Genomic DNA, 25,858 nt, shown 5'->3' with positions numbered 1-25,858 from the left:
CACGAAGGCACCGTCCAACACGTCGAGCTGCGCACGCTCGACGAAGACGAGCGAGGCGCGGTCCTTCAGCGGGATCGGTTTCGGCGGCGGCAGCCCCTTCATCTGGCGCGCCGGATCAGCATGAGTCCGCACCCGAACGCCTTTGCGCGGCCAAAGCCCGCCGCAAGGCGCGCCAGAAACGCCGCCGGGTCGGTCACGGTCAGCTTGCCGGTCAGATCGAGGATGCCGAACTGCGGCTGGCCTTTTCGCCTGCCGCTGTGCGCGGGCAGGGCGTGGACCGAATAATCCCCCACCGTGACCTCGTCGAGCACGAAGCCGTTGCGCGCGCCCTGCCCGGCAAGCCAGCCCTGACCTGCGGATTGCGCCGCCTGCATCCGGGCCTCGGCCCGGCCCTCCTTCAGCGGATAGAGCGCGTCCATCACCAGATCGATATGGCGCTTCCTCTCCTTGCCGCCGCCCGACATCTCGCCGGTCCGTTCGGTCCGGGTGGCATTGGCGCGCAGGGTAAAGAACAGCTGATCGCCCCGGGCGAGATCGGGCGCAAAGGCCTTCACCTCGGGCGGATCGAAAAAGGGACTGTCGCCCGGGTGGCGCGCTGACAATGTCAGGAACCGGCCCTTGCCCTCGCCGCGCCACAGGAAATCGCGTTTCGCCTCCGGGTCGCCGGCGAAAGCGGTCCACAGCAGGCGATGGTGCGCATCCGATCGCCGGCCGCGCTCCCGCGGCTCCAGAAGCGCATCGAGCGTCGAGACGGCAGGGTCGCGCGAAATGCTCAGCCGGGAGAGATAAAGGCTCATTTTGCGACCTCCGGGGCGATCTCGACCGGGACAACCGCAACCTCCCGTTCCGAGAAATGCCACAGCAGCCGGTCATTGACGATGTCGTGGCGGGTCTCGCGGCGGGAGGCGTCGGGGCGGTCGTCCGTTGCCATGATCCGCGCCACCTTGCCGCGCTGCCAGGGCGGCAATCGCAAGTGCGCCAGCGCGGCCTCGGGGCTGGCGGCATCGGTGACAAGGGGATCGAGCGGCGCGGCAAGCGGGCAGGACTTCCGCCCGAGATAGAGCGTGAATACCGGCTGCTTCAGAGCCGCCTGCAATTCCAACAACGGCCCGCCCCAGACCGCCACGCCATAAAGCGGCCCGGTCCGGTAGTCGCGCAGGGTGATCGTGGTGTTGGTGCGCCCGTTTGCCAGACGCAAGGCTTCGGGGCGGGACTGCGGACGGCGCGCGGCGGCGGTCGGGACGGTTTCCACGGTGTGATAGTCTCGCAGCGGGCCACCGTGATCGAAGACCGCTACAGCCGTTTGCAGGGCATCGAGCGCCGAGAAATCCCCGCCGCGACGCACCCCCAGCGCCGCCCCCATCAGGCCGATCAGGGCCGCGCGGCCCGGCCAGATCAGCGAGCCGCGCCGTTCGTGACCCGCGAATTCACCCATCGCGCCGAGTGCGGCCGTGAGCTGAAAGATCAGGTAGTCAGGCATCGACGGTCCCGGCCATCGCCGCGTCGGCGGCAAAGGCCGCGATCTCGTCCAGCGTCCCGACCCCTTTGGCAACATCCATGACCAGGTGAGCTTCGCAACAATCGCCATAGGCCCTGTCGATCCGGCCGGCCATCTCCTCCAATGCCGAAACCGAGGCCGCCACCAGATCGGTGCCACGCACCGGCGCAAAGAACGCCCCGGTCAGATCGCGCGGCTGCTGCGGGCCACGTTCGACGCGGACAAAGCCGGCGCGCGGATGGTGGGCGTGGCTGTTCTGTTTGCCCCGCGGGGTTGCGGTGGCAAGCGCACGCGCGAGCGATTCCATGCCCTTGGCCGCCAGATCGCGGTCGCCGTTCAGGTTCTCGACCAGCAGATCGACGTTCACGCAGACATAGAGATAGTAGACGCCCGAGCCGAACCCAAGCTCGCCCAGATGCCCGGCACCGGCATCTTCCTCGCGGGTTTTCAGGTCGTCGACCGCCGCGAACCAGTCGTCTTCGGCCAAAACACGGTGCGTCGTGATCGCATGGCCAACCTGGACTGCCGCCTCGCGGCTGAAATCGGGGTCGTCAGCCAGCATCCGCCCGAACATTGCGATATCGACCGCCCCGTCGGCATGGCGCAGCACCAGCTTTTTCAGATCCTTGTCCTTGGGCAAATCCTCGCCCGCCAGAACCCTGCCCGCCAGACCCTCTGCCAGGGCCCATTCTTCGGGCGAGATGAAGGCGAGGGTCGTTGCCTGCAGTTTTTCAGGGGCGTCCTTCTTCGGTGCCTCGAGCTTACCGAAAAGCTTTGCCACATTCTCGGCCGCAGTCTGTGCGGCCTCGGGCGCCGCCCCGCCGGCAACCAGCTTTTCCTTCAGCTTTTCGAACAGGCGCTTGGTTCGGGTGCCGCGGTGGTCGGCCAGATCCGTCTCGAACCAGGCACTTTCCCGGATCGCGCGCTTGAGCGATTGCGACGACAGGCGCAACCGCGGTGCCCCGCCGACCGTTGCCTGCTTCGGGCGCCCCTGATCGTCCCGGTTCGGATTGGAGGGCGGATAGGCGGTCAGCAGGTGGAACTGCACGAAGGTCGTCATGCGGAGGTCTCCTCAAGGCTCTCGGGGGCAGGGGCGCCGAAATAGTGAAAGGTCCAGCGGGCGCGGGTCGTATCATCCCAGCGCAGCAAATCCTGTCCGAGCGCCGCCACATTGCATTTGTTGGCCGCCATCGGCAGGGCCCGGCACAGCGCCGCGGTCAACTCCTCGCCCTCGGCGCGCATCAACCGCTGGAATCGCGCGGCGGACATCGCCGGGGGATCTCCGCCAAGCCGACGGGCAAGCGGGCGGTTTTCATGATCGCGCACGCGGGCGAGCACCGTTACCAACCGCAGCAGAGGCGCGGCGTCCCGCAGGTTCAACGCCTGCGCCAGCGCGTGAACCTGCGGTTCCGACAATGCCTCGATCGCGGTGGCGTGCCGCAGACGCGCGGCCAGCGCGCGGGCTTTCCCGGATTGCCGGTCCGCGATCTGATGGCTCCACCAGCCCAGAACGATCTGGCCGGGCGATTTCGTCTCGCTGCCCGTCATTCCGCAACCTCCTCCTTCTGCTTCGGCGCCGGCGTAAGGCGCAGCGCCTCAAAGGCGTCGCCCCCCACCTTCCCGTGCCCGGCGAAGGCGGCAAGCAACCCGCGATGGGCCTGAACGATCTGCTGCTGCACCTTTGGGTCACGGTCGGCGAGCCCTGGCAGGGCTCGGCCCTCGAAAATGGGAATGGCGACCTGCCGCATGTCGTCGAGCCAGCCCCGCGCGACATCGCTCGCCGCCACGCCCTTCTGCAACTGCACCACGCGGGCCTCGAACGGTGCCTGGGTGTCGGCATAAAACGCCTCCCGAACGGCCTCGCGCTCCTCGCCCTCGGCAAGCACCGGCTTCAACGCGCCGCGCAGCGCCAGCGACAAGCGGTCCGCGGCCTCGACCAGCCCTGACAGGATCAGCGTCGCCTCGCCATCGAGGGCAACGAATGGCGGCGTGGACAGGATGAAATCCCTGGGCTTCATGTTGTCCATCGCCCAGCCGCCGACGATCAGCCGCACCTGCAGCTTCGACTGGCGATTTTCCCACTCGCGCACCATTCCGGCCCGCCGCCGTAAGCCCTCTGCCTCGTTCGGCAGCGCGGCGACGATGCCCAGCCAGTGGCGGTAGCCGAAAAGCCCGGGCCGGGGGTGACGCGGCAGCCACTCGTCGGTCACCTTCTGCCGGTAGTAGGGCGAAAGCGGGTGGTCCCAGCCCGCATAATTGGTGCCATAGGGCCGCTGGATCACACCGGTGATCGCGCCCGCCGTCTCCACCAGTCGCAGCCGGCGCGGCATACCAAAGAACGCCTCCGCCGGGTGGCTTTGTTCGGGAAAGACCTGCTGGCCCTTTTCGGAGGTCACCGTGGCGCGCATCCAGGGCAGGGTCTCGGTGCCGGCCGGCCGGCCGTAGGGAACGTTCGCCCAGACGATCGGCCAAAGCGCCTGTTGCGGGGCCACGAGGGTCACCAGCGGCCCGCCACCCCGCATCGAAGTGCGGTTGCCGGCTCCGCCAGACGGTGCGAAGGCCTGGAAGGTATAAAGCGCCATCGCCGCCATCGCCGGGTCGAGCACCGGGTATCGGCCGCGGCGCACCATCAGGTCGGCATTGTTTTTCGCCGTATTGCCGCCGGCGCTGTCGATGAACAGCATATCGGGCGGGTTGGGCGCGCCCTCGAGCGGCGCCAGATCCTGCAGGAAGCGTGGCCCCTCGCCGGTCAGCTCGAAGGCCGGCGCCAGCGGCGACAGCCGGGCGCGCAGGCGTGCAGGATCGGGCGCCTGCCGGTCCTCCCAGTCCTCGTCATGGGCCGGCGGGTCGGCGAGAAAGACCAACCCGATCAGCAGTTCAAGACAGGCGAGGTTGAGATCGGCGCGCGGCCAGTCCGGACGCAAAAGATCCGGGTCGGCGATTTCCCAAGGCGCGATAATGCGCCGGTGGCCATCGCGTGTGAGGACGGGAATCCAAGGATCGGAAATGAGATTAAGGGGCACCGGCAATATCCTTTTGCAAATTTAGCTCTATTGCCTTGCGCGCCCAGTTCCGCATAAATGAATCTGGGCGCGACAAGGATCAGACTCTTAAGGTCTGCATCTTCTTAACCTCCGCTCATATGAAGCCGCGCCAACGGCTGCGTTAAACTTTGTACTTTCAAGCAGCGGATTCGGGAAACCGAGTCCGCTGCTTTCATTTGATAACATCAGCGCCAAGGCCTGTCTATAAAAAGGTGGAAAGAGATACTACGCATCTCTTTCCACCAAGCACTTAATCATCCCCGCTTGGCGGGGAACAGTCTTTCGCAACCCTTTCCACAAAGCACGGGCCATCCCCACAGGCGCGGGAAACAAAACTTTGATTACTTGTCGTTATCACAAATAGGCCGTTACAACAGCCCCCTCTCGGGATCGTAGCGCAGCCCCGTGCAAATCTCCCCGTCCGGCGCCATCGGGCAGACATGCACCGCCGCCCGCCGCCACTCCGGCCAGCCTGCCGTCATCGCGGCCACCTCGGGCGCCGCCTGATCCGGCAGGTCCAGCCCCTGAAGCCGGTGTTCGGCGGCCTGCACTTCGGAAAGCTGCCAGGCATCCTCCATGTCCCCGGCCTCGGTCCCGGCGTGGGGCACAAGCCGCCCCGCCTGCCACCGGGCGAGCAGCAGCGTCTTCTGCGGCCTGCCCAGCCGGGTCGGGTATTTCGTGTCCTCGGCCCCGGCGCCGCCCATTCGGTATCCGTCCTCCAGCACCACCACATTGCGCCACGCCTGGTTGGCCGCCGAGTACCCCTTGCCGATCCGTTCCGTCTCTGCCGTTTCCAGCAGGCCGGGCACCGGCTCGGCATCAGCGCCATGCACCGCCTCGATCAGCGCGCGCAGCCCCGATGGCGCCTCGATCCGCCCGATCCCGAACAGCACCCGCGCCGTGCGCCATTGCAGGTCGAGCGGATAGACCCAGGCGCCCCGGTCCAGCACCCGGTGCAGCCACTGGTCGTCCTCCACGCTGTCGGGGTCCGGCGACACGACATGCAGCAGCGGCGCTGGCACCGCCCGCATCGCCGCCGGACGCCGGTCCATATGCCGCCAGAGCCGGCCGGCGCGCTGGATCAGTGCGGCCATCGGCGCGAGATCGGAGACCATCACGTCGAAATCGAGATCCAGCGAGGATTCCACCACCTGCGTTGCCACCAGCACCCGCCCCGGACGCGGCTCCCGCGCCTTGCCGAAGCGCTCCAGCGCCGCCGTTTCGTGCCGCAGCCGGTCGCAGAGCGCAAAGCGGGCGTGCAGCAGATCGGCCTCGACCCCCGCGGCCCGCAGCGCCTCGACCCCGGCAATTGCATCGTCCACGGCATTGCGCACCCAAAGGCAGGCCGCCCCCTGCCCCGCCCGTTCGGCCAGCAAGGCAACGGCGGCCTCGGGATCCGGAAGGCGGTGGACCGATACCTGCCCACGCGCGCCTGTTTGTTGTGGAAACTCCCGCCGCACCTGCCCATGGCTCAGCGTCAGCGCCGGATAGGCCGCGTCCCCGCTGTCGGCGTGATCGTAGGCCGCAAGCAGCGTCTTGCGTTGCGCCATCGGCAAGGTCGCCGTCAGCAGGATCGCCGAACCGCCGGCCATGCGATGCGCCCGCAAAAGCTGCGCCAGCTCGGCCGCCATGTAGGGCTCGCCCAGTTCATGCACCTCGTCGACGATCAGAATCTTCGAGGACAGGCCGAAGTGGCGCAATGTCGAGAATTTGGTCGGCAGGATCGAGAGCAACGCCTGATCCACCGTCCCCACCCCGACATTGGCCAGCAGCGCCCGACGGCGGTTATCGGCAAGCCATTCGGTACAGACCGGTTCGTCGGTGCCCGCGCTCTGCCGTGCCACGAGCGTGCGGAACGGCCCGGACAGGCGTGCCCTGCCATGTGCCAGCACCAGGCTGTGCGGCCCCGCGAACATGCGCGACACGACCTCTTGCGCGCGGGCAAACATCGCATTTGCCGTAGCCATGGTGGGCAGGGCAAAGAACAGCCCCCGTCCCTTGCCCGCGGCCATCATCCGCTGCGCCAGGATCAGCGCGGCCTCGGTCTTGCCGACGCCGGTTTCATCCTCGATGACCGCCAGCATGGGGCCATCGGGCAATGGCACCTCCGCACAGGCCGCCTGCATCGGGCGCAGGTCGAAGTCGAACAGCTTTCCGCCGCTCGGCGCAGGGACAGTCAGACCCGCCAATTCGACCGCCATGCCCGCCTTGTCCCGGGCGCGTTCCAGATAGGCCGCGATCGGGACAGTCGGATCACAGGGCGGAAACCACGCCGAATTGGAGCCGACCCAATCGGCGGCGGAGACCAGACCAGGAAGCCACCAACTCAGCGCAAGCGCGCCTTCGCGGTCGAGCCCGTCGAGGGATGCCTTCGGCCAGAGGGCAAGGAACGCCTCGATTGTCCTGGCGCTGTCGGCCAGCGCCTCCTGCCCCGCGCTGTCCAGGGACCGGCGCAACTGAACCACATCGCGCGTTGGCGGGCGACCGTGATGCCCGGCCGTGGCCGCATAAAGCCTCAGCCGATAGCGCTCCGTCGATCCGAGCCTCTCGGCGATCAGCGTATCGTGATGGCGCAACAGGGCTTCGGTAACTTCCCAGTGAAGACCTGCGGGCTGCGCCTTCCCTTCGCGCAACATTGCCCGAAAACCTTCGCCGATCTTGCCCAGATCGTGCAGAGCGGCCAGCAGGACCAGCGCGTCCTGCAACGCCGCATCCCATCCGAACGGACCGATCAGTCGTTCGGCGACCGCAGCGACATCGAGCATGTGATAGATCGCCGGATGCTCAGGACCGCCTTCCGGCGGCACACTCTTGCCCGGCCAACGAGATATTGTTTTCTCCATCGGCAGAATGAGTACCGGGCAACTTGGCGAGAATTCAAGCAGGAACAAGGGCCGTGTCACAACAATGGACCTGCCAGGCCGTGGAACACGCGGGGCACCATAGCTTCCAGAAAAAGACGCTTTATTAATCCATTAGCCAGGCTGGGCATTTTGCCCAGCCCCCTTGAGTCCCCCTGTCGATGCTCGGTGGTAACTCTGTGGCGGCGAGGTGCCCTTCGGCGTTGCGCCAGAGGCGCGCCGAGGGGGACGAGGAGGCCCTGCCCGAGGGGGTGAACCCCAACGGTCCCATTTGCATCACCACCGCCGACCGGCCCATTTCGCGCTCGGTCTGTTGGTGCCACACCGCGTTGGATTTTCCGCGAACGACGCGGCCGGGGCTGAGAGCAGCCTTGAAGCAATCGCCCGGTTCATTGGCCGTGTGACGGACCTTGAAATCCACGATCTGCGGCGATGCACAGACTTCGCCGTCCCGCTGCCAATCGACTCGGGGCTTGGCGCGACGCGCCTGTTTCAGGCCGTCGTCGAGCGGAGTGGGCGCGACTGTGAGCGACCGCGATCCGAGCGCTGCCCCTTGCGGTAGGGCAGCGTCAGGCGGTTGTAGCCGGTATGCCGGCCGGCACGACAGCCGGCCCGGCGGGTATCGGGGCGCCGGTCACTCCAGCAGCAGGAACGGCTCCCGATCACTGTCGCCTTCGAGATAGAGGCCCGTCCACTCGCGGTCGGTGGTGATCAGGTCCCAGCGATATTCGATGCGGAGCTGCTTCTCCGCCTCGTTCCACACCGGGACACCGTGATAGGGCAGCACGTTTGCGGGTTCCGGCAGGGGGCGGACACCGATCCGCCCCGGACGCGGCGAGACCGTCAGCCCGAGCGCCCCCGGCGCGAAGTCCTCCAGAAGGCGCACCTTGTCCCGCGCCTCGAGAAACGCCCGGTAGCGGATCACGCCCTCGTCGCTGCGGCGTTCGAGATCGGCGCGCAGCTCCGCTGCGGCCGGGTCGCCGAGATAGGCCAGCCGGAGCTGCTCCTCCGAGACCCCGGGATTGGCGCAGAGATGGAAGGTCACCGGGCGCGCCTCGCGCAGCGCGGTCACCGTCTTCTCGTCCCCGGCCTTCGCCCGCGCCCGAATTTCCTCCGCCATCTCCTCCCAGACACCGAGGAAGCCCGGCGTCTCGTCGGCAATGCGCGAGGTCTCGTGCAGCACCAGTGTCTCCCCGAACCCGGCCGCCTCGGAAAGCGCCACGAGCGCATCGAAATAGGCGTCAGAGTCCGACTGTGGCATGCCGTTGACCCGGGCGAAGGCGCCTTCGGCGAAGATGTGAATCCGCGCGCCGGGCGCATGGAAGCGCCCGACACCGAGGGCGAACTCATGCAGGCGGCGCAGCATCACAAGCTCGCCGAAGTCCGGCAGCTTCCGGCGCGTCTTGAGCGGCACCGGCGCCTTGAAGGGAAAGCCGAGGATGGTGAACTCGATGGGCCTTTTTGCCGCCACGAAGGGCTCGGCCATGCCGATCCAATGCGCGGCAAGATCCCGGATCCACTCGGGACGGCCGAAGACGGTTTGCGGGTCGCAGCAGAGTCCGATCAGCCGCTCCTGCCAGCTCTCGCCGCTGGGCGGCATGCCGAGCTCGGGAGCGAGCATCCCGAGCTGCGGCTCGAACGCGGCAAGGCCGCAGGTCCCGCCATCCCGGATACGGGCCACGGGTATGCTCCTGTCGAGATTGCGGAACGGGCGGAAGGGGAAAACATAGGCGCTTGTCTCGCCGGACATGGGAAAGACCTTTCTGTTCAGAGAAGAGGATAGGAGAGCGGTCAGGCGAGCCCGCGGCAGGCGGCCGCCTCGAGCGCGCTGAGGCAGATCCTTTCGGGCGCGCATGCCGGCTCCAGTTGCCCGGACATGACCCGCAGGGCCTCGTCCAGAAACAGCGGCGCGGCCTTGGCAACCGAGCCGGACAGCACGACGGTGCGCGGGTCGAACATGCGGCAGACCGTGATCAGATAGATCCCGAGATGCGCCGCGAAGATGTCGAAGACACGGGCCGCGTCGGGATCGTCGGAGACCCGCGCCGCGATCTGTGCACCGTTGAGCTCCTGCCCGGTCAGGCCCCGGTAAATCCGGGCAAGGCCGCGGCCCGAAAGAAGGTGGTCCAGCACCACGGTTTCGCCGATCTCCGGGACGCGGCGCAACTCCTGGCTGACGAGCCCCGCACCTCCGGTGAAGCCGCGCATGAGCGTGCCGTCGTGATAGGCCAAACCCGCGCCGGACCCGAGGTTGATCAGCAGCAGAGGGCTTGCGGCCGGCCCCAGACCGAAGCGGTATTCACCCAGAGCCATGGCGTGAACGTCGCTTTCGACACAGATCTCGTGGCCCGGAAACCTGTCGCGCAGCAGCGCCCCCAGATCGACCTCGATGGGCCCGCCGAGCAGCGAGCTCTGTTGCAGCCGCCCCTCGTGCACCGGGGCATTCCAGCTCAGCCCGATGCGGATATCGCCTGGCCCGACCTTGCTGTCGAGAAGCGCCATGGCCCGCCCTAGGAACGCCGGTTCGCCCGGCATCAGGCTGGCGGTGGCCACGACCTCGCGGCCGAGCAACTCGCCGGTCGGCTTCATGCGGCAGATGTCGATCTTAGTGCCCCCGAAATCGAAGGCGATTGTCGTGCCCGTCACCCGCGAACCTCACGATACAGGAAGGGAGCGGGATCCGTGTCCGCCCCGATGCGCAGCGGCTCGAAGCGGCCGCCGCCGCGTTTCAGGTCCCAGAGGTAGTCGATCCGCAGCGTCTGCCCCTTCGCCCCGATCACCGGGACCCCGTGATAGGGCAGCTTGTCGGCCGGCAGGGGAAGCGGGCGCACCCCCAGCCGTCCGGGACGCGGGGAAACGGTCATCGAAAGCCCGCCCGGAACCAGCCGGTCCAGCAGGCCGATCCTGTCGCGGGCCTCGAGGAAGCCGCGATAGGCCAGCACCCCCTCCTCGGCACGCGCGGCAATGGAGGCGCGCAGGTCGGCGGCCTCCACGTCGCCGCGATAGGCCCGGCACAGCTCCTCGTCGGGAACACCGGGGTTGGCGATGTTGTGGAAGCGCACGGGAAGCGCGTCGCGGATGGCGTCGAGCGTCCTTGGATCGCCGGCGTCCCGGCGCCTGCGGATATCCTCGGTCGCTGCGGTCCAGGCGGGGCGGAAATCCGGCTCTTCGTCGAGCACCACGTTGAGGTCATGCAGCGCCAGATGCGTGCCGATCCCGAAGAGATCCACGACGTGGCCCAGCGATGCGAAATAGGCATCCGCCCAGTCCCGTGAAAGGCCGTTCAGCTCGTGAAACGGCCCCTCGCTCAGCAGATGCACACGCGCGCCCGGAAGGTGATGCGCAGCGATTGCCTCTCCGATCCGGTTCAGGCGGCACAGGCCCACGACCTCGCCAAAATCCGCGGCGCGCCGGTCGGTCTTCAGCGGCACGGGCATCTTGAACGGAAAGCCGAGGATCGTGAATTCGACTGGCCGGTCCGTGGACAGGCGGTCCTCGATTGCCGCCAGCCACGCCTCTGCCCGCGAGGTCACGAACTCGGGCTTTCCGAACAGCACGCCGGGCAGGAGAAAGAGGCCGAGGATGCGCTCGGCGAGGCTGCCGCCGGGGGGCAGATCGAGCGGTGGCGCGAAGCGCTCGATCAACGGCGTCAGCTCTGCGGGTGAGATCGTTCGCGACGGCAGGAAGGTGGCGTTCTCCGTCATCCTGTCCAGATGCCTGAAGCTCTGGAACGGGAAGATGTACGGACTCGTCTTTTCGGTCATGGAGTCATCCAGTGCGGAAGGGTAAGCACGATGGCGGGCACCGCCGAGAGCAGCAGAAGCACGCAGGCCAGGGTGAAGTAGAAGGGCAGCATCTCGCGGAGGAACTCGCCGACGCGGCACCCGGTGATCGAACAGATGGTGAAGAGCACGATGCCGACCGGAGGGGTCAGCGTGCCGATCGTGAGGTTAAGCGCGACGATGACGCCCATGTGGACCTCGTCGATCCCGAAGGCGCGCGCGATCCCGACCAGCACCGGCGCCGCGAGGATCATGATTGCGGCCCCCTCTACCAGCATCCCGAGCATCAGCAGCGCGACGTTCAGGAGCAGCAGGATCACGAGCGGATTGTCACTGATCCGGGTCAGCGCCGAGACCACATGAACCGGCACCTGCTCGATTGCGAAGATGTAGGAAAAGGACGCGGAGGCCCCCATGATGATCAGCACGGTCGCTGTCGTCTCGGCGGTTTCCTTCAGGATCAGCCACAGTTCCTTCCATCCCACCGAGCGGTAGATGAAGGCGCTGACCGCCAGCGTGTAGAGCGCCGCCATCACCGACAGCTCGGTGATCGTGAAGACCCCCGCGCGCAGGCCGACGATCAGCAGGATCGGCATGAGCAGCGCCCAGGCGCAGTGCCGGAGGGCGGCAAGCCGCTCGAACCGGCTCGAACGTTGCAGCAGCACCGACCCGTAATTCCGGCGCCGTGCGATGATGGCGACAGCGGTCATCAGGGCGAGCGCAATCACGAATGCGGGCACCACGCCACCGAGAAAGAGCTGCGCCACCGAGACCTGGCCCAGGAGCCCGAAGAGGATCAGCGAGGTCGACGGCGGCAGCACCGGAGCGATGACTGCGGAGGCCGCCGAGATCGCGCTGGAAAAGCCCAGGGAATAGCCGTTGGCCCGCATCTGCGGAACCAGAACCCGGCTGTCGATCGCGGCATCCGCCACGGCAGAGCCCGACATCGAGCCCATGATCAGGCTGTTGAGCACCGCCACCTGCGCCAGCCCGCCGCGCCAGTGGCCGACCATCACCTGCGCGAAAGAGATGATCCTCTCGGCGATCCCGCCGCGTGCCATGACCGTTCCGGCGAAGACGAAGAACGGGATCGCCAGCAGCGGGAAGCTGCGCAGCGAGGTCTGGATCTGCTGCATCATCACCAGCGGCGAGGTGTCGGCATGGAACAGGAAATAGATCAGCGCCGCGCCCAGAACCGCGAAGACCACATTCAGCCCGATGACCATCGCCAACACCATGCCGACGAGGTCCAGGATCAGGAAATTACTCATCGCCGTCCCCTTTGACAACGAGGCGGGAGGCACGCAGCAGATGCGACAGCGCCATCAACGCGAAGCTCAGGGGGAAGATCATGTAGAAGTATCCGAGCGGCATCTGCAGCCCTTCGGAGGTCCGGTTCCAGCTCCGCATCGTGTAGTCCCATGCGATGGATGTCATCTTCAGCGCGATGACGGCGCAGACCAGGTCGAGCACCGCCTGCAGCGCGCGGCGGCCGCGCTGCGGGAGTTGCTGGAGCAGAATATCCACATGGAAATGCCGGTTGCGGCGGGATGCGCCCGCAGAGGCCAGGAAGATCATCCAGACAAAGGCATAGGTCGACAGCTCGATGCCGAAGGGCACCGTGCGGCCCAACATGTTGCGCAGCACCACATCTGCGGAGACCATGACGATGATGAACGCTACCAGCAGGGCTGGTAGCGTCTCGTCCAGGAACTTCCAGAAACGAAGGACAGACCGGACCATTCCGGACTCACTGCATTGCTGCGCGCACGTCCGCGAGCAGCCCGTCGGGCCATTCGGGGAACAAGCTGTAGAAGGGCTCGGTTGCCACGCGATAGGCGTCCTTGTCGGCCTCGACGAAGATCACGCCCTCGGTCTTGAGTTCGGCGATCCGGTTGATGGTGATCTCGTCCATGCCGGCGGAATAGGCGTCACCTTTCTCGGAAAACTCGTCGCTCAGGAGTGTCTGGCAGGGCTCGGGCAGCTTCGCATAGAGCTCCTCGCTCATCGCGAAACCGTAGAAGACGCGGAAGTGATCCGTGACCGTGACGGTCTTCGCAACCTCCATCAGGTTCGCGTTGGCCATCCCGTCGATTCCGCCCTCGGCGGCGTCCACAACACCCTGCTGCAGCGCGAGGTAGAGTTCGGAGAAGGGGATGGCCTGCGGCGCGGTCTTCAGCGTCTCGAAGGTCCGCAGATAGGCCGGCGCCTCGGGCACGCGCATCTTCACCCCCACGAGGTCGGACGGTTCCGGATAGCCCTGGTGGCCGAGGATCGAGCGCGGCGCATCGAACCAGTTCAGCGCAAGCACATGAAGCCCGGCCTTCTCCGCGAGCCGGTCCTTGAAGCCGCCGATCAGTGAGGATTTCTCGAGCTTCTGCGCGCTTTCGAGCGTGGGCGTCAGAAACGGGCCGTTCAGGATCGACAGCTCGGGCACACCTGCCGTCGCCAGAGCACCGGCGGTGATGTAGAAGATGACGTTCTCGCCAAAGGCGGCCTGCTCCAGCGCCTGCATCTCGCCGCCAAGCTGCGCGGAGGGGAAGACGGCCAGATCGAGCTTGCCGTCGGTCGCCGCGGTCACGTCCGCGACGATCTTCTCGAGATGCGGGTGGATCGGGCTTGTGGGCGAGTTCTGGTGCGAGATCCTGAAGGAAACGGGTGCCTCGAGCGCCGCAGAACAGGCGGCCCCGGCATCCTGTGCCGAGACGGCACCCGCGGTGGCCAGCGTTGCGGCAAAGGCAGTAAATGCGGTGTTTTTCAGCATGTCGTTTCCCTGTCTGAGTTTTTCTGTTTGGTGATGACCCGGCATCCGAATGGGTCCGTCAAAAGTATCATGCCGGATCAGCCGCGTTCTTGAACGTTTGTGAAACCCGGCTGCGCGGACGCCCCCCGACAGCTCGCACAATCCCGGGCAAGGAGAGCGAAATCCATGTTTTCCAACGTCTAACAGGCATGATGGCAGCACGCATCCCGCCCCCCGACAAGGCCGCCTGCCGGGTCGCCGCAGTGCGCAGGCACAGCAGCGAACGGGACGGACCGGCCGGCGTTTTTGAACTTTCTCGACCGACGGCAACCGTCCAGAGGGACAAATGCAATCCTGGAATGGTGGCTTGCCATCTTCCCCGCGCCGTGCAGAGATTTCGCGGTCGACCCGAAAGACATGCCCTGAAACCTGCTGAAATGCCCCCGCCATGACCACTGATCGCGCTGTCACGCATTGGCGCATCGCCGACATGATCGACGTCCTGGACATCGTCTCTCCGCCAGAGGCGGGGACGATGCATTGCCATCCAACCTACAACATCGGCGCGGTGCTCGACGGTCATGCAACGGTCGAATGCGATGGCCACGCGCACGAGCAACCCACCGGCTCGACAACCCTGTTCAACGCATTCGACGCCCATGCCAGCGCCTGGTACGGGGAGCGCAATCATTACTTCGTAATCAACATCGGCGAGGCGACCTGGCAACGGCTCTGCATGGCACTGGGCGACGGGCACCAGCCGCTTCAGCTTCGCGGACCGATCTCCCGGGACCAGATCATCTTTCACATGATGCTCGGCCTCCGCGAGGAGTTGCTTTCCCGGCCCGAAAACGTCGGTCTCGACGACATCGCGGCGCTGCTTGCAACCATCGCCCGGCGCGGCTTCACCCGCGATGACGAGACCGCACCGCTGGAGGCGCTGGACGCCTTCCGCGACCGTCTGAGCCTGGCCACCGAACAGGGCGAGGGCCCGTTGCGGATCGAGGAACTGGCCGGGCACCTTGACCTCAGCCGGTTCCAATTCTCCCGGCTTCTGCGCAACATGATCGGGCTGCAGCCGAGGCGCCTGCGGCTGCAGCTCATGGTCGCGACGGCCCAGTCCGAGATCGTTTCCGGCGTTCCGCTCTCCTCCGCGGCGATGAACGCCGGGTTCTCGGATCAGAGCCACATGAACCGCGAGTTCCGGCGCACGCTCGGAATCACCCCGCGGGAGTATCAGCGCGTCGTCCGTCCCGGAATCTTGTGACCGCGCACAAACGTCCAAGAACGGCGGCTCGCGGCCGGTCATGATCGCTCCATCACAGCAAGACGGAGCAAGAGATCATGAACTTCACCCAGAGCGTCGACAAGATCCCCGACTGCATTGCCGCCGCCCTGCCGCTTGTCGAGACCGCCGCGCGGCGCATCGGCGTCGGGACCTGGAAGGGCGAGCGCATCGCCTTTACCGGCATCGGCGCCAGCCTCCACTCGGCCCATGTCGCGGCGCGCCAGTTTCGCGCGCAGGGCATCGTCGCCTATGCGTTGAGCCTTGAGGAAATGGCCGAGACCGGCACCCGGCTGGCGGATCGTGTCGTGATCCTGTCGGCCTCCGGCGCGAGCGTGGAGGCGCTGGACCTCGCCGACAGGCTGCACGGCACCCCTGCCATTGCGGTGTCGGTGACCGCTGCCAATCCGCTGGCGGAGCGCGTCGACGCGGTCGTCGAGACCGGCAACGCGTTGGAGAGCAGCCCCAGTGCGCCGAGCTTTGTCTGTACCTCCGTCGCGACCGGGGTTCTGGCCGAGCTGGCGTCGGGGGCGCTCCGGCCGGAATGGGCCGGGCTGCCGGGGCTCGCAAGCCGAACGCTCGCGGAAACGGCTGGGCCGGCGCGGCATCAGGCGAGGCAGATGGCAGGTTGCCGCTCGATCGACGTCGTGGGACCGGGCATACTGCACGGCGTGGCCGGCGAGATCGCGCTGCTCCTGCGCGAGGCGGCCCGGGTCCCGGCGATGGCGTTCGGCACCCGTGACTACCTGCACGGCCCGCTGGAATCCCTCGAAGCGGGACACGGGTTGATTACCCTCGGGGGCGCCCGCGAGGCCATGCTGGCCAAGGACATGGACGCCGCCGGAGCCCTGACATGGCATATCGGAGCCGACTGTGCGCCCGTGATGCAGGCCTCCGGGCACGCGGGGATCGACGCGTTGCTCGCCATCCTTCCGGCAGAGCAGTTCATTGCCGAGCTCTCGACGATCCGCGGCCTTGCGGATGCGCCGTTCCGCTATCGTCAGGACGACACGAAGGACCGGAAGGACCGCGCGCGCGCGCTCCAATGATCCTCGGGCATCCCGAGCGATCTGCCGCGGGACGCCCATCCTGACCCTTCAACCGGCACTTTCGGGCCCGTTCCGTCCGGCGGATGTCGTGGCTGACCCCGAGACCGCCCATCAGCCTCCGTCCGTTCAATGGTGAACCGCCCGCCCGGAATCGGTCATTCGCCGATATCGTCGAGGTTCTTGCCGATTGTCTCGATCCGCAAGGCCAAAGGGACGACTGCGCCAAGGATCGAGGTGCCGACTAGCGCCCCAGAGCAGCCGTTCGGTACCGAAGTCTTGCAGCGGGGTCGGGAACAGGAGGCCGGTGCCGACCCCGCCGGTCTTCGCGAGGGGTCGGCACCCTTGGCGCGGATCCTGACCGGACATACCTCGTCGGCGATCGGAAAGGCCTGGGTATTCGGTCCGATGTCGGTCGAGACGCCGAAGCCGAAAATCGCGGCCGCTCCGTCGGCCAACGTCTCTCGGCCCGGAAGGCCCAAGCGTCGCCCCTGATCCTCGCATGGCTCGGCCCGCAGCGCCCGCGGGTATCGGCCGGGTCCGGCCTTGGCGAAAAGCCGGCCTGCATCCACGGCACCGGGACAGCCGGCAGTCCGTCCTGACCGACGGCCGCGTCGAGATCGCCTCCAATCTGGTCGAGAATCTCATCCATACGCCGTCGCACAGGCTTCCAAGCCGACACCGCATTCTCGCTGCTGTGCAACGCAAGCGAACAGCCAAGTTCGGGAACGCTCCTTTCGGAACACAACAGGTCCGCCGGATTGCGTCCGTTCATATTGCGCGCGTTCAACCGATCGTCGCACCGGCACGCGCGTCTCAGGCCTTGCCGAAATGCTCCATGATCGCCGCGGCGTATTTGATCCCCTTGATGTACTTTTCGATCTGAATGTTCTCGTCGGGTGCATGCAGATTGCAGCCGGGATTGGCAAATCCGGTCAGTACGCAGGGGATCCACACGTGCTTGAGGATGGCCCCCTCGGCGGAGACCCCGTTGACGATGGGCGGCTCGCCATAAACTTCCTGGGCCGCGGCGATGATGGACTTCGAAATGTCCTCGCGCGCCGAGATCTTGTAGGGCGGTTCGGCATGCTCGAAGGTCCGGACCTCGATGTTGTCGAAGCCCTTGTCCTTCAGATGCGCCTTCAGCCTGGCCGCGGCGGCCTCGGGCTGAATATTCGGGATCAGGCGGAAATCCATCCGAACCCGTGCCTCTTTCGGCACGATGGTCTTGGTGCCCGGCCCGGTATACCCTGCGACAATTCCCTGAATATTTGCCGTGGGCTCGTAGGTGCGGGCGCGCAGGGCGTCCACACCGTCACGGCCCAGGACGAACTGATCGACGCCCATTTCCTCGCGCAGCATGTCAAAGTCGATCCGCGCGGCCTTGTCGGCCAGATAGCCGTCGTCCTCTGCGTCCGGGACATAGATGCCCTCGGCCCAGTTCTCGATCAGGATGTTGCGGTCGCGGTCCATGATGGTGGCGAGCGCATGCACAAGGTCCCAGACCGGGTTCGGCACCAGCGGGAAGTTCAGCGAGTGGACATCCTGGCGCGGGCCGCGCGCGATCAGTTCCGCAAACAGCACCGACTTCAGCCCCAGCGAGACGTCCGGCACATCGGCGCCGATTTCCAGCGAACCATCAAGGCAATGCATCCCGTCTGCCGCCAGAAGCGAGGTGTTCTGCGCGGCCCAGGCGGCCAGATGGGGGCTGCCGATTTCCTCTTCGCCCTCGATCAGGAACTTGAGGGTTACCGGGACCTCGCCGCGCACGGCAAGAAACGCCTTGGCCGCCTTGTTGAAGGCCAGAACACCGCTTTTGTTGTCGGTGGCGCCACGTCCGTACAGCACGCCATCGACGATGGCAGCCGACCATGGCCCGCCATGGCTCCAGGCCTCCACCGGTTCGGGTGGCTGCACGTCATAGTGGGAATAGCACAACAGCGTCTTTTTCGAGACCGGCGACGGCAAAGTGCCAAAGACCACCGGCGGCCCGGCTTCGAGTTCGTAAAACTCGGCCGGCAGGCCATCGTCGTGCATCATCCGGCGCACGAGATCGGCACAGTCCCGCAACCCGATGTTCTGGGCCGAGACCGATGGCTGCCGGACAAGTGTCTGCAGATCCGCAACAAACTCGTCAGCGTGGGCATCGATGTAGGCGTAAATGTCTTTCATTGTGCCATTTCCATTTGTTGCACGATCTCCCAGGCATTCAGGCGCTGGCCGTTCAGGTCGGGCGCCCGGCTTTCGGCGATCCTGACAAAGGCCGGCGCCAGCCGGTCGGGAGATATCCATTGCCGCTTCAGATCCGCAGAATAATTGGCCTCTGACATCGGTGTGTGCATCAGATGCCCGGGCGTAATGGTGCAGGAGACGATATCCGCTGTGCCCGCCTCCAGCGCGAGACATTTCGAGAACCCCTCGAGCCCGTGCTTGGCCATGCAATAGCCGGTTTCGTCGGCAAAGCCCTTGATGCCCGATTGCGACGAGACAAAGATCAAGGTACCGCCGCGCGCCTTCATCTCGGCCCAGACCGCCTGCGACAGCAGGAAGGCCGCCTGAAGTCCAACGTCGAGCGTGGCGCGGAAGGTCTCGAAATCTGTCATCTCCAACGGCGCGGGACGAAGGATCGCCGCGTTGTGGATCAAAGTGTCGACAGGGCCGCCGTCGCACATCGCGGCCGCCGCGGCCCGGGTCTGTCCGGCGTCGGCCAGATCGGCCGCTATGGCACGCGCACGCGGTCCGCACTGCATGGCCACCGCCTGCAGCGCCTCCGCCGCGCGGTCGATCAGTATGAGGTCAGCACCTCTGGCTGCAAAGGCCCGGGCGATCGCGGCGCCCAGCCCCTGCGCCGCGCCGGTCACGACCACGCGCTGAGCGTCGATCGGCGGGGTCATGCTGCGCCCACCGCCGGCAGGCTTTCCCAGCTGCGGCTGCGGGTCGAGGTCAGGACCGCGTCCAGCACCTGCTGGTTGCGTACTCCGTCGAGGAATGTCGCGCCCCTGTGCAGCGGCCGGGCATCCGATATCGCCGCAACGAGTTCACGCAGCGCCGCCAGAACCGAGACGTTCCAGATCCCCTTGTTCAGCCCCGGCAGCGCCGCAGCAGGGTCGGCCTCGGTGATCTCGGTGAACCCCTTGTCGCCGGCCTTGGCAAACCACAGCCTCTCATCGCCGTTCGACAGGGTCAGCGTGCCCCTTGACCCGAACACCTGCGTCTCGTTGCCCATGTTGGTGGCCGCGACGCCGCTCATGAACACCTGCGCGATGGCGCCCGATGCCATTTCCAGCGTGAAGTGGGTCAGGTCGTCGGCGGTCGCCGTCCAGGCCTGCCCGGTCTTGGGGTCGACCCTGTCGGGCACCCGCGTCAGCGCCTGGCCTACCACCGCCGCAGGCTCGCCCAGCCACCAGCGGAGCATGTCGACCTGATGCGATCCATTCGCGCCCAGCCGGCCCCCGCCCTGTGCCGCGTCGGACCACCAATCGCCCATCGGGCGCGATGCCGGATCATTCCAGGAGGCGCCGATGTTGGTGATGTTGACGTGCCGGATCTCTCCCAGGTCGCCTTCCGCGATCATCGCAGAGATGCGCGCCCGATTGGGATTGAAGCGCAATTCGTGGTCGATCATGTGGACCCTACCCGCGCCTTCGGCAGCGTCCAGCATCGCTCGGGCCTCGTCTGCGGTCATCGCCGTCGGTTTTTCGCACAGCACATGGGCACCCGCGGCAATAGCGGCGAGCGTCATCGGCAAGTGCAGGTTCGTGGGCGTCGCGATGCACACAAGGTCCGGCTTCTGCTCGTCCAGCATGCGTTGCCAGTCATCGTAGACCGCGCCGATCCCGTGTGGCTCTGCCGCGGCCTTCGCACTGGCGATGCGACCGGACGCAAGCGCCACCACCTTTGCCCCCGCGATATGCCGGAACGCTGGCAGATAGGCGTCACGCGCAAAGCTCGCCCCGATAATGCCGACCCTGATCATGTCGTCTCCTTTGCGTTGATGGAAGAATGCTCAGCCATTCGTCTTGAGCCGCGGGTCGAGGAAGTCGCGCAGCCAGTCGCCGATGATATTGAAGGCCAGCACCGTCAGAACGATTGCCATGCCGGGGAACACGGCCAGCCACCACTTGTTGGCGATCAGCTGGTCACGGCTTTCGGCCAGCATCGAGCCCCAGGTCGGCACCGAGGGTGGAACGCCCAGTCCCAGGAACGACAGGGCGGCCTCGGCCAGGATGACCGAGGCGATGTTGAAGGACGCGATCACCGTCAGGGGCGCAATCACGTTGGGCAGAATGGTGACGAACATGATCGACATGTGGCTGGCACCAAGGGCGCGCGCGGCTTCGACGAATTCCTTCTCGCGCAACGAGAAGGTCTGCGCCCGCACGATCCGCGCGTAGGTGATCCATTGACCGATCCCGAGCACGACGATCAGGTTGACCACCCCCGGCCCGAGCACCACCAGGAACATGATCGCCATCAGCACGAAAGGAAACGCCAGCTGGATGTCGCCCAACCGCATGATCACGTCGTCGATCCAGCCGCCGAAATAGCCCGAGATCAACCCCAGCGCCACGCCGAGCGAGCCGCCGATGGCAATGGCGGTGACCCCCACCAGCAGAGAGATTCGAGCGCCATAGAGCAGCCGCGACAGCACGTCCCGGCCCAGACCGTCCGACCCCAGCACGAACTTGACGTGCCCCATGCTGTCTCTCACCATCGGCGGCTGGAGCCGAAGCATGATGTTCTGCCGGTTGGGATCGTGCGGCGAGATCGTGGGGCCGAAGATTGCCGCACCGACCAGCAGGCCGAGAATGACCAGCGCAAAGATCGGCCAGCGAGCGCGCACCATGCTGCGCCAGGCCCGCCGCCATCCATCGCCGCGCCGACGCGGTGGCAGGGCAGCAGCCGTGTCGGAAACATCCGTCGCGGCAGGATCGACGAACGGTCCGTCGGGATGGGATTGCAACATCGATCCGCTCCTCATAGGCGCACACGCGGGTCGAGGCGCGCATAGATCAGGTCGACGATCAGGTTGATCGCCACAAAAATCCCCGCAAGGACGATCACGCAGGCCTGCACCAGGGGGATGTCGCGTTGATTGATCGCGTTGAAGAGAAGCCGCCCGATCCCCGGCCAGGAAAACACGATCTCGACCACCACGACGCCGCCCAGCAGGAACCCGAACTCAAGCCCGATCATGGTGACCACCGGCAGCCAGGCGTTGCGCAGCGCGTGGTTGATGACCACAGAAAACTCGCTGAGCCCTTTGGCACGGGCGGTGCGCACATAGTCCAGCGAGAGGGTCTCCAACATCGACGAGCGAACCAGACGGGCGTTGCGCGAGAGAGAATAGACCCCCACGGCAAGGCTTGGCATCACCATGTAATAGAGCGCAGAGGGCAAGCTGGTCAGCGCGGTGCGCACATCGCCCTGAAGAAGCGGTTCCAAAAGCGGAACATGGCCGGAGATCGGGAACCAGCGCAACTGCACGCCGAACAGCATGATCATCATGATACCCAGCCAGAAACTCGGGATCGACTGACCCAGCATTCCGAGGATCATGATCGAGCCGTCTGTTGCGGTGCCGCGCCTCAGCGCCGCCAGCACGCCAAGCGGAATGGCAAAGACAATCGCGATCGCCATCGAGAACAGCGTCAACTCGATGGTCGCGGGCAGCGCATCGGCCACCACCTCGATTGCCGGACGGCGGAATTTCAACGACCGGCCAAGGTCGCCCTGCGCGGCATTGCCGATGAAGGTCAGGTACTGGACGTAAAGCGGCTTGTCGAAGCCAAGCCTTTCGCGAGCCTGGTCGATTTCCTCGTTCGTTGCCCGATCCGAGACGTAGAGATATGTCGGGTCGCCACCGATGTGCAGCCCAATGAAGCTGATGAGCGTCACGCCCAGAAGCACGATGACAGTCTGGCTCAGGCGTCGGGCTATGTAAGTCCACACGCGACAGGTTCCTTTGGCTCGGCCTGCAGTGCGCCCTCAAGCGCCCGGCAGGAAGGGGCGGGATGCGGCCGTTGCGGCCGCATCCCGATGTGTCACTTCGCGGCCAGCTTGGCGTCGAAGAGTTCAACCACCTCGTCGCGGCGCGCGGTCCAGTCGATGCGATTGCTGACACCGTAGAAATCGGGCTGAAAGTACATCAGCAGCCACGGGCCATCGTCGTGAAACACCTTGAGCATCTCGTTGATGATCGTGCGCTCCTCTTCCGGCGACTTGGCCGCCTCGATGTCCGCCCACCGGCTGAACCAGCGGGGATCGTCCCAGTCGGTGTAGTTCGGGCCCGAATCCACCGCCGCCAGGTCGGACATGTCGTAGAGCGCACTCCACAGACCGCCGCCCGAGCCGAGGAAGAACATCGGACCCGCCTCGTGCTTGCGGATCAGAGGCACATAGACCGAGGACCATTCCATCAGTTCGACGTTCGTCGCCACGCCGATATCGGAAAGGTATTGTCCAACGGCAAGCGCGACGTTGGCGTCGTTCAGATAGCGGCCGCGCGGGGCCTGAAGCGTCATCTCGAAACGCACGCCATCGGCGTCACGCGGATAGCCGGCCTCGTCCAGCAGCTTTTCGGCCATTGCCGGGTCATAGGGATAGGGCGTGAGGTCGGGGTTGCCCTGAGGCGGGTTGACCAGGCTGGTTGCACGTTCGCATTCGATGCTCAGCAGCTGCTGGCAGATCGTCGGAACGTCCACCGCATACTGCAGGGCGCGGCGCACGTCCGCCTTCTTGATCGCCATTGCGCCGGGGGAGTCGAACATCGCGCTTTGGTTGAAGCCGACGTACATCCGCCGGGTGCCCTGAACCTTTTCGACCCTTGCGACATTGCTGTTGTCGATGGCGCCGATCTGGTCCGGCGAGACGTTTGTGATGATGTCGACGTTTCCGGTCAGCAGTTCCGCCGTCCGGGTCGAGGCTTCCGGGATGATCCGATATTCGATCGTCTTGAAGTTGCCGGGATCCTGGCGTTTTTCCAGAACGATCTCCGACCCCGGCGTCCAGTCGACCACCTGGTAGGGACCAGAGGCCACGGGGTGGGTCGTTGCGTCGTCGAGGCTCATCTTCTCGTAGCTGTCCTTGCAGTGGACAAACACCTCGGTCAGAAAGCCCGGCGTCATCGAGCTCTTGATGCCCACGTTGATGACCACATGCTCGGGATCCGGCGCAATGGCATCCTTGAAGTCGATCGAGGTGAAGATGAACCCCGGCGTGTTGCCGGTGAACTTGTTGGCCGGATCCGCCGCACGGTTGAACGAATAGGCAACGTCCTCGGCGTCCAGGGTCTCGCCGTCCTGGCAGGTATGACCGGGTGGGATGTGATAGGTCAGCGACTTGCCATCGTCGCTGACGGTATAGGTGTCGGCCAGGCGTGGCGTGACCTGCCCGTCAACGGAAATCGACGACAGCGTGGTGAAGATGTGTTCGGCGACGTTGGAGGCATCGCGCGAACTGATCTCGCCGGGATCGAGCGTGTCGATGTCGGCGCTCAGCCCTACCACCAAGGTGTCATCGGACGGCGTGGCGAGGACCGCATACGGCACTCCCGACACCGCACCGGCAACGATCAACGCATATTTCAGTTGTCTCATATGTGTTTCCTCTATTACGGCGGATCATCCCGCCTTGATCGCGTCTTGTCGGATTTCGGCCAGTTCGACCGCTTCGCCCCTGCCCGATGAAATGACGCAGGCTTCGAGCATTTGCAGCGATCGGAGATGGTCGTGGCCAGTGCACTGCGGCGCAGTTGATCCGCGCCATGTTTTCACGAAGGATGCGAGCAGTGCGGCCGCATCCGTGATCCAGTCGACGTGCGCCGGCAGCGGCACGTCGTGCAATTCGGTGTCCTGACGCCGCGCGTATCCGAGGCGTCCGAACATGTCGCGCTGGACAACGACGCCTCGCGTACACTCGGTGCGCCATTCAAATCCAAGCCGGTCCCAGTTGCCCTGCCAGGTGCCCTGGTAATTCACCGTCATCGCGTTATCGAAATCGATGATCGCCGAGACATTCGCATCGCCGCGATACATCGACCACGAGGGGTTGAAGGTGCGCGCATAGACCCGCACTGGCTCGGCCCCGTAGACGAAGCGCATCAGGTCGAAGTGATGCACCGATTGTTCCCAAAGCATCGGCTGTTCCATTGTCAACGGATACTTGTTGAGGTGCCCAAGGGTGCCATCGCGCCAGCGCTCGTAGGTGAAGCGGGCGAATTCCGGCGTGCCGACGGTGCCGGTGGCAAACAGGCGGATCGTCTCCTGCGTCACCGCGAGGTACCGGAAATTCAATCCGACGATCAGCGGCACGCCGGCCGCCTCGGCCATCGCGACATAGCGGCCGGCCGTCGCCAGATCGTCCGCGAGGGGCTTTTCGGCAAGGATGGCCATGTGATGCTGGCAACAGACCTCGAACTGGGCCGCGCGCCCGGCGGGCGGGGTGCACAGAAGCACCGCATCGCCACCGGCTCTGACGACTTCGGACAGGTCCGCGCCGATCGCGGCCTTGGGGTACTGCCCGGCCAGACGGTCGCGCGCCGCCGGATCGGGATCGCACAGCCCGGCAATGGTGACGTCGGGATTGGCCGCGATGACCTTCAGCCAGGTCTGCGCCCGCGCACCCAGTCCAACGACAATGAGGCGCATCGCGGTCATGCCGCCACCTCGTTCCGCAACAGATCGGCCAGTGACGCCCGGACCGGTGTCCAGCGAAACCCGGTGAGTGCCGAGTTCACGCAAGATCCCATCGGCCCCTTCGTCGCCGGCCCGGGCACAGCCGAAACCTCAACCCGCGAGCCGGGGATCAGCGCGCCAATCGCCTGCGCCAGTTCAAGATCGCTCAGAACCTCGGCGCTGCCGCAATGAAGAACGCCGGTGTCGTCGCCCGGAAAGGTCCGCAGCAGATCGGCCAGCGCACGGCCAATATCGGGCAGCCAGGTCCAGTCGCGCCGCGCCTGCGGCGTGTCGACCCGGATCAAGCCGTCCCGGTGCGCATCCGCGATCATCCGCGCGACCAGCCCCAGGTAGGGGCGCGACGGTCGCGGCGCTTCGTGCGGCCCGAACAGGTTGCCAAGCCGCAAGCTGACGGTGGCGAACGTCGGCTCTGCCGCGCCCTGCGTCACGATCTCGCCGGCCTTTTTTGCGGCCGAATAGGGTCCGCGGGCGGTCGCGGGGGACGTCTCGGTCAGCGTTCCGGCGCCGTCGGACGGGCAGAACACGCCGGTCGAGCTGAGAAAGACGAACCGCCCCGCGCCCGCCTTCCGCGCCCAGTCGAGGCTGCAGGTCAGCAGATCCATGTTCATTCGGACATGCGCGGCCGCACTGATGCCCAGCGTGGCCGGACCAGCCGTGATCGCCGCGCCATGCACGACCGCAAAGGGTCTGATCCCGCGCAGGTCCTGCAAGCTGTCGGCCAGATTGCCGGTGACCCGGTGAATGCCGTTCAGCCGTTCAATCGCCGCGTCGTCAAAGGCGCGGTCAAGGCCCATCACGTCGAATCCGGCGGCCGCCAGTTCGACAGCGATCTGCGAACAGACGAAGCCGCCCGCACCCGTGATGACGACCAACCGGCGTGTCATCGGCCATCTCCCCGGGGCA

The 25,858-nt window shown here is 65.9% G+C and carries 22 protein-coding genes; 2 read left to right on the top strand and 20 right to left on the bottom strand.

Annotation, left to right across the window (positions count from 1 at the left end):
- Positions 1-98: 98 nt before the first annotated feature.
- From cas6e to dctP, 12 genes are all read right to left on the bottom strand, one after another.
- The gene (cas6e, locus tag DQG17_RS13930; protein WP_116133448.1) at positions 99-797 is read right to left on the bottom strand and encodes a type I-E CRISPR-associated protein Cas6/Cse3/CasE; all 699 of its coding nucleotides are present in this window, start codon (positions 795-797) and stop codon (positions 99-101) included.
- Positions 794-1,480 carry a type I-E CRISPR-associated protein Cas5/CasD gene (cas5e, locus tag DQG17_RS13925; RefSeq protein WP_157973619.1) on the bottom strand — a complete coding sequence of 229 codons (687 nt, stop codon included), beginning with the start codon at positions 1,478-1,480 and terminating at the stop codon, positions 794-796. The genes cas6e and cas5e overlap by 4 nt, the downstream gene beginning before the upstream one ends.
- Complete coding sequence (gene cas7e / locus DQG17_RS13920; protein ID WP_116133446.1) at positions 1,473-2,558, bottom strand: type I-E CRISPR-associated protein Cas7/Cse4/CasC; 1,086 nt, start codon at positions 2,556-2,558, stop codon at positions 1,473-1,475. Before cas7e ends, cas5e begins: the two co-directional genes overlap by 8 nt.
- Positions 2,555-3,046: a type I-E CRISPR-associated protein Cse2/CasB gene (casB, locus tag DQG17_RS13915; RefSeq protein ID WP_116133445.1), complete on the bottom strand. Its 492-nt coding sequence runs from the start codon at positions 3,044-3,046 to the stop codon at positions 2,555-2,557. The genes cas7e and casB overlap by 4 nt, the downstream gene beginning before the upstream one ends.
- Entirely contained in the window at positions 3,043-4,521 is a 1,479-nt protein-coding gene (casA, locus tag DQG17_RS13910) for a type I-E CRISPR-associated protein Cse1/CasA (RefSeq protein ID WP_157973618.1), read from the bottom strand. The genes casB and casA overlap by 4 nt, the downstream gene beginning before the upstream one ends.
- Positions 4,522-4,910: 389 nt before the next feature.
- Positions 4,911-7,385: a CRISPR-associated helicase Cas3' gene (cas3, locus tag DQG17_RS13905; RefSeq protein ID WP_157973617.1), complete on the bottom strand. Its 2,475-nt coding sequence runs from the start codon at positions 7,383-7,385 to the stop codon at positions 4,911-4,913.
- Between the two features lie 652 nt (positions 7,386-8,037).
- A complete protein-coding gene (locus DQG17_RS13900; protein WP_198666123.1) occupies positions 8,038-9,258 on the bottom strand; it encodes an L-tyrosine/L-tryptophan isonitrile synthase family protein in 1,221 nt (406 codons plus the stop codon).
- The gene (locus tag DQG17_RS13895; protein ID WP_116133441.1) at positions 9,195-10,049 is read right to left on the bottom strand and encodes an ROK family protein; all 855 of its coding nucleotides are present in this window, start codon (positions 10,047-10,049) and stop codon (positions 9,195-9,197) included. The genes DQG17_RS13900 and DQG17_RS13895 overlap by 64 nt, the downstream gene beginning before the upstream one ends.
- Positions 10,046-11,167, bottom strand: coding sequence for an L-tyrosine/L-tryptophan isonitrile synthase family protein (locus DQG17_RS13890; protein WP_116133440.1), 1,122 nt, complete (start codon positions 11,165-11,167; stop codon positions 10,046-10,048). Before DQG17_RS13890 ends, DQG17_RS13895 begins: the two co-directional genes overlap by 4 nt.
- Positions 11,164-12,456, bottom strand: coding sequence for a TRAP transporter large permease (locus DQG17_RS13885; RefSeq protein ID WP_116133439.1), 1,293 nt, complete (start codon positions 12,454-12,456; stop codon positions 11,164-11,166). The genes DQG17_RS13890 and DQG17_RS13885 overlap by 4 nt, the downstream gene beginning before the upstream one ends.
- Positions 12,449-12,928 (bottom strand): TRAP transporter small permease, encoded by a 480-nt coding sequence (locus DQG17_RS13880; RefSeq protein WP_116133438.1) that lies wholly within the window; start codon positions 12,926-12,928, stop codon positions 12,449-12,451. Before DQG17_RS13880 ends, DQG17_RS13885 begins: the two co-directional genes overlap by 8 nt.
- Positions 12,929-12,935: 7 nt before the next feature.
- On the bottom strand, positions 12,936-13,949 hold the full coding sequence (gene dctP, locus DQG17_RS13875) for a TRAP transporter substrate-binding protein DctP (RefSeq protein ID WP_157973616.1): 1,014 nt from the start codon (positions 13,947-13,949) through the stop codon (positions 12,936-12,938).
- Between the two features lie 427 nt (positions 13,950-14,376).
- Here dctP and DQG17_RS21690 point away from each other — a divergent pair, with 427 nt between their 5' ends.
- Together DQG17_RS21690 and DQG17_RS13865 are read left to right on the top strand one after the other, a co-directional pair.
- The gene (locus DQG17_RS21690; RefSeq protein ID WP_157973615.1) at positions 14,377-15,195 is read left to right on the top strand and encodes an AraC family transcriptional regulator; all 819 of its coding nucleotides are present in this window, start codon (positions 14,377-14,379) and stop codon (positions 15,193-15,195) included.
- A 77-nt stretch (positions 15,196-15,272) separates the two neighbouring features.
- Positions 15,273-16,262 carry an SIS domain-containing protein gene (locus DQG17_RS13865; RefSeq protein WP_116133436.1) on the top strand — a complete coding sequence of 330 codons (990 nt, stop codon included), beginning with the start codon at positions 15,273-15,275 and terminating at the stop codon, positions 16,260-16,262.
- A gap of 813 nt (positions 16,263-17,075) precedes the next feature.
- Here DQG17_RS13865 and DQG17_RS13855 read toward each other — a convergent pair.
- The 8 genes from DQG17_RS13855 to DQG17_RS13820 all read right to left on the bottom strand — a co-directional run bounded on the left by DQG17_RS13855 (position 17,076) and on the right by DQG17_RS13820 (position 25,839).
- Positions 17,076-18,431 carry a M20/M25/M40 family metallo-hydrolase gene (locus DQG17_RS13855; RefSeq protein WP_157973614.1) on the bottom strand — a complete coding sequence of 452 codons (1,356 nt, stop codon included), beginning with the start codon at positions 18,429-18,431 and terminating at the stop codon, positions 17,076-17,078.
- A complete protein-coding gene (locus DQG17_RS13850) occupies positions 18,428-19,153 on the bottom strand; it encodes an SDR family NAD(P)-dependent oxidoreductase (protein ID WP_116133433.1) in 726 nt (241 codons plus the stop codon). The genes DQG17_RS13855 and DQG17_RS13850 overlap by 4 nt, the downstream gene beginning before the upstream one ends.
- Positions 19,150-20,235, bottom strand: a complete 1,086-nt coding sequence (locus tag DQG17_RS13845) for a Gfo/Idh/MocA family protein (protein WP_116133432.1) — start codon at positions 20,233-20,235, stop codon at positions 19,150-19,152. The genes DQG17_RS13850 and DQG17_RS13845 overlap by 4 nt, the downstream gene beginning before the upstream one ends.
- A gap of 30 nt (positions 20,236-20,265) precedes the next feature.
- The gene (locus DQG17_RS13840) at positions 20,266-21,225 is read right to left on the bottom strand and encodes an ABC transporter permease (protein WP_116133431.1); all 960 of its coding nucleotides are present in this window, start codon (positions 21,223-21,225) and stop codon (positions 20,266-20,268) included.
- Positions 21,226-21,236: 11 nt separating this feature from the next.
- A complete protein-coding gene (locus DQG17_RS13835; RefSeq protein WP_116133430.1) occupies positions 21,237-22,211 on the bottom strand; it encodes an ABC transporter permease in 975 nt (324 codons plus the stop codon).
- A 92-nt stretch (positions 22,212-22,303) separates the two neighbouring features.
- Positions 22,304-23,857 (bottom strand): ABC transporter substrate-binding protein, encoded by a 1,554-nt coding sequence (locus tag DQG17_RS13830; RefSeq protein ID WP_116133429.1) that lies wholly within the window; start codon positions 23,855-23,857, stop codon positions 22,304-22,306.
- Between the two features lie 24 nt (positions 23,858-23,881).
- Positions 23,882-24,916 (bottom strand): Gfo/Idh/MocA family protein, encoded by a 1,035-nt coding sequence (locus tag DQG17_RS13825; RefSeq protein ID WP_116133428.1) that lies wholly within the window; start codon positions 24,914-24,916, stop codon positions 23,882-23,884.
- Positions 24,913-25,839, bottom strand: coding sequence for an NAD(P)-dependent oxidoreductase (locus DQG17_RS13820; RefSeq protein ID WP_157973613.1), 927 nt, complete (start codon positions 25,837-25,839; stop codon positions 24,913-24,915). The genes DQG17_RS13825 and DQG17_RS13820 overlap by 4 nt, the downstream gene beginning before the upstream one ends.
- Positions 25,840-25,858: the final 19 nt, after the last annotated feature.

The sequence above is a fragment of the Tropicimonas sp. IMCC34043 genome, assembly GCF_003390845.1.
GTDB lineage: Bacteria > Pseudomonadota > Alphaproteobacteria > Rhodobacterales > Rhodobacteraceae > Tropicimonas.
Note: the sequence above shows the minus strand (reverse complement) of the source record. Positions and strands in the feature narration are given on the sequence as shown.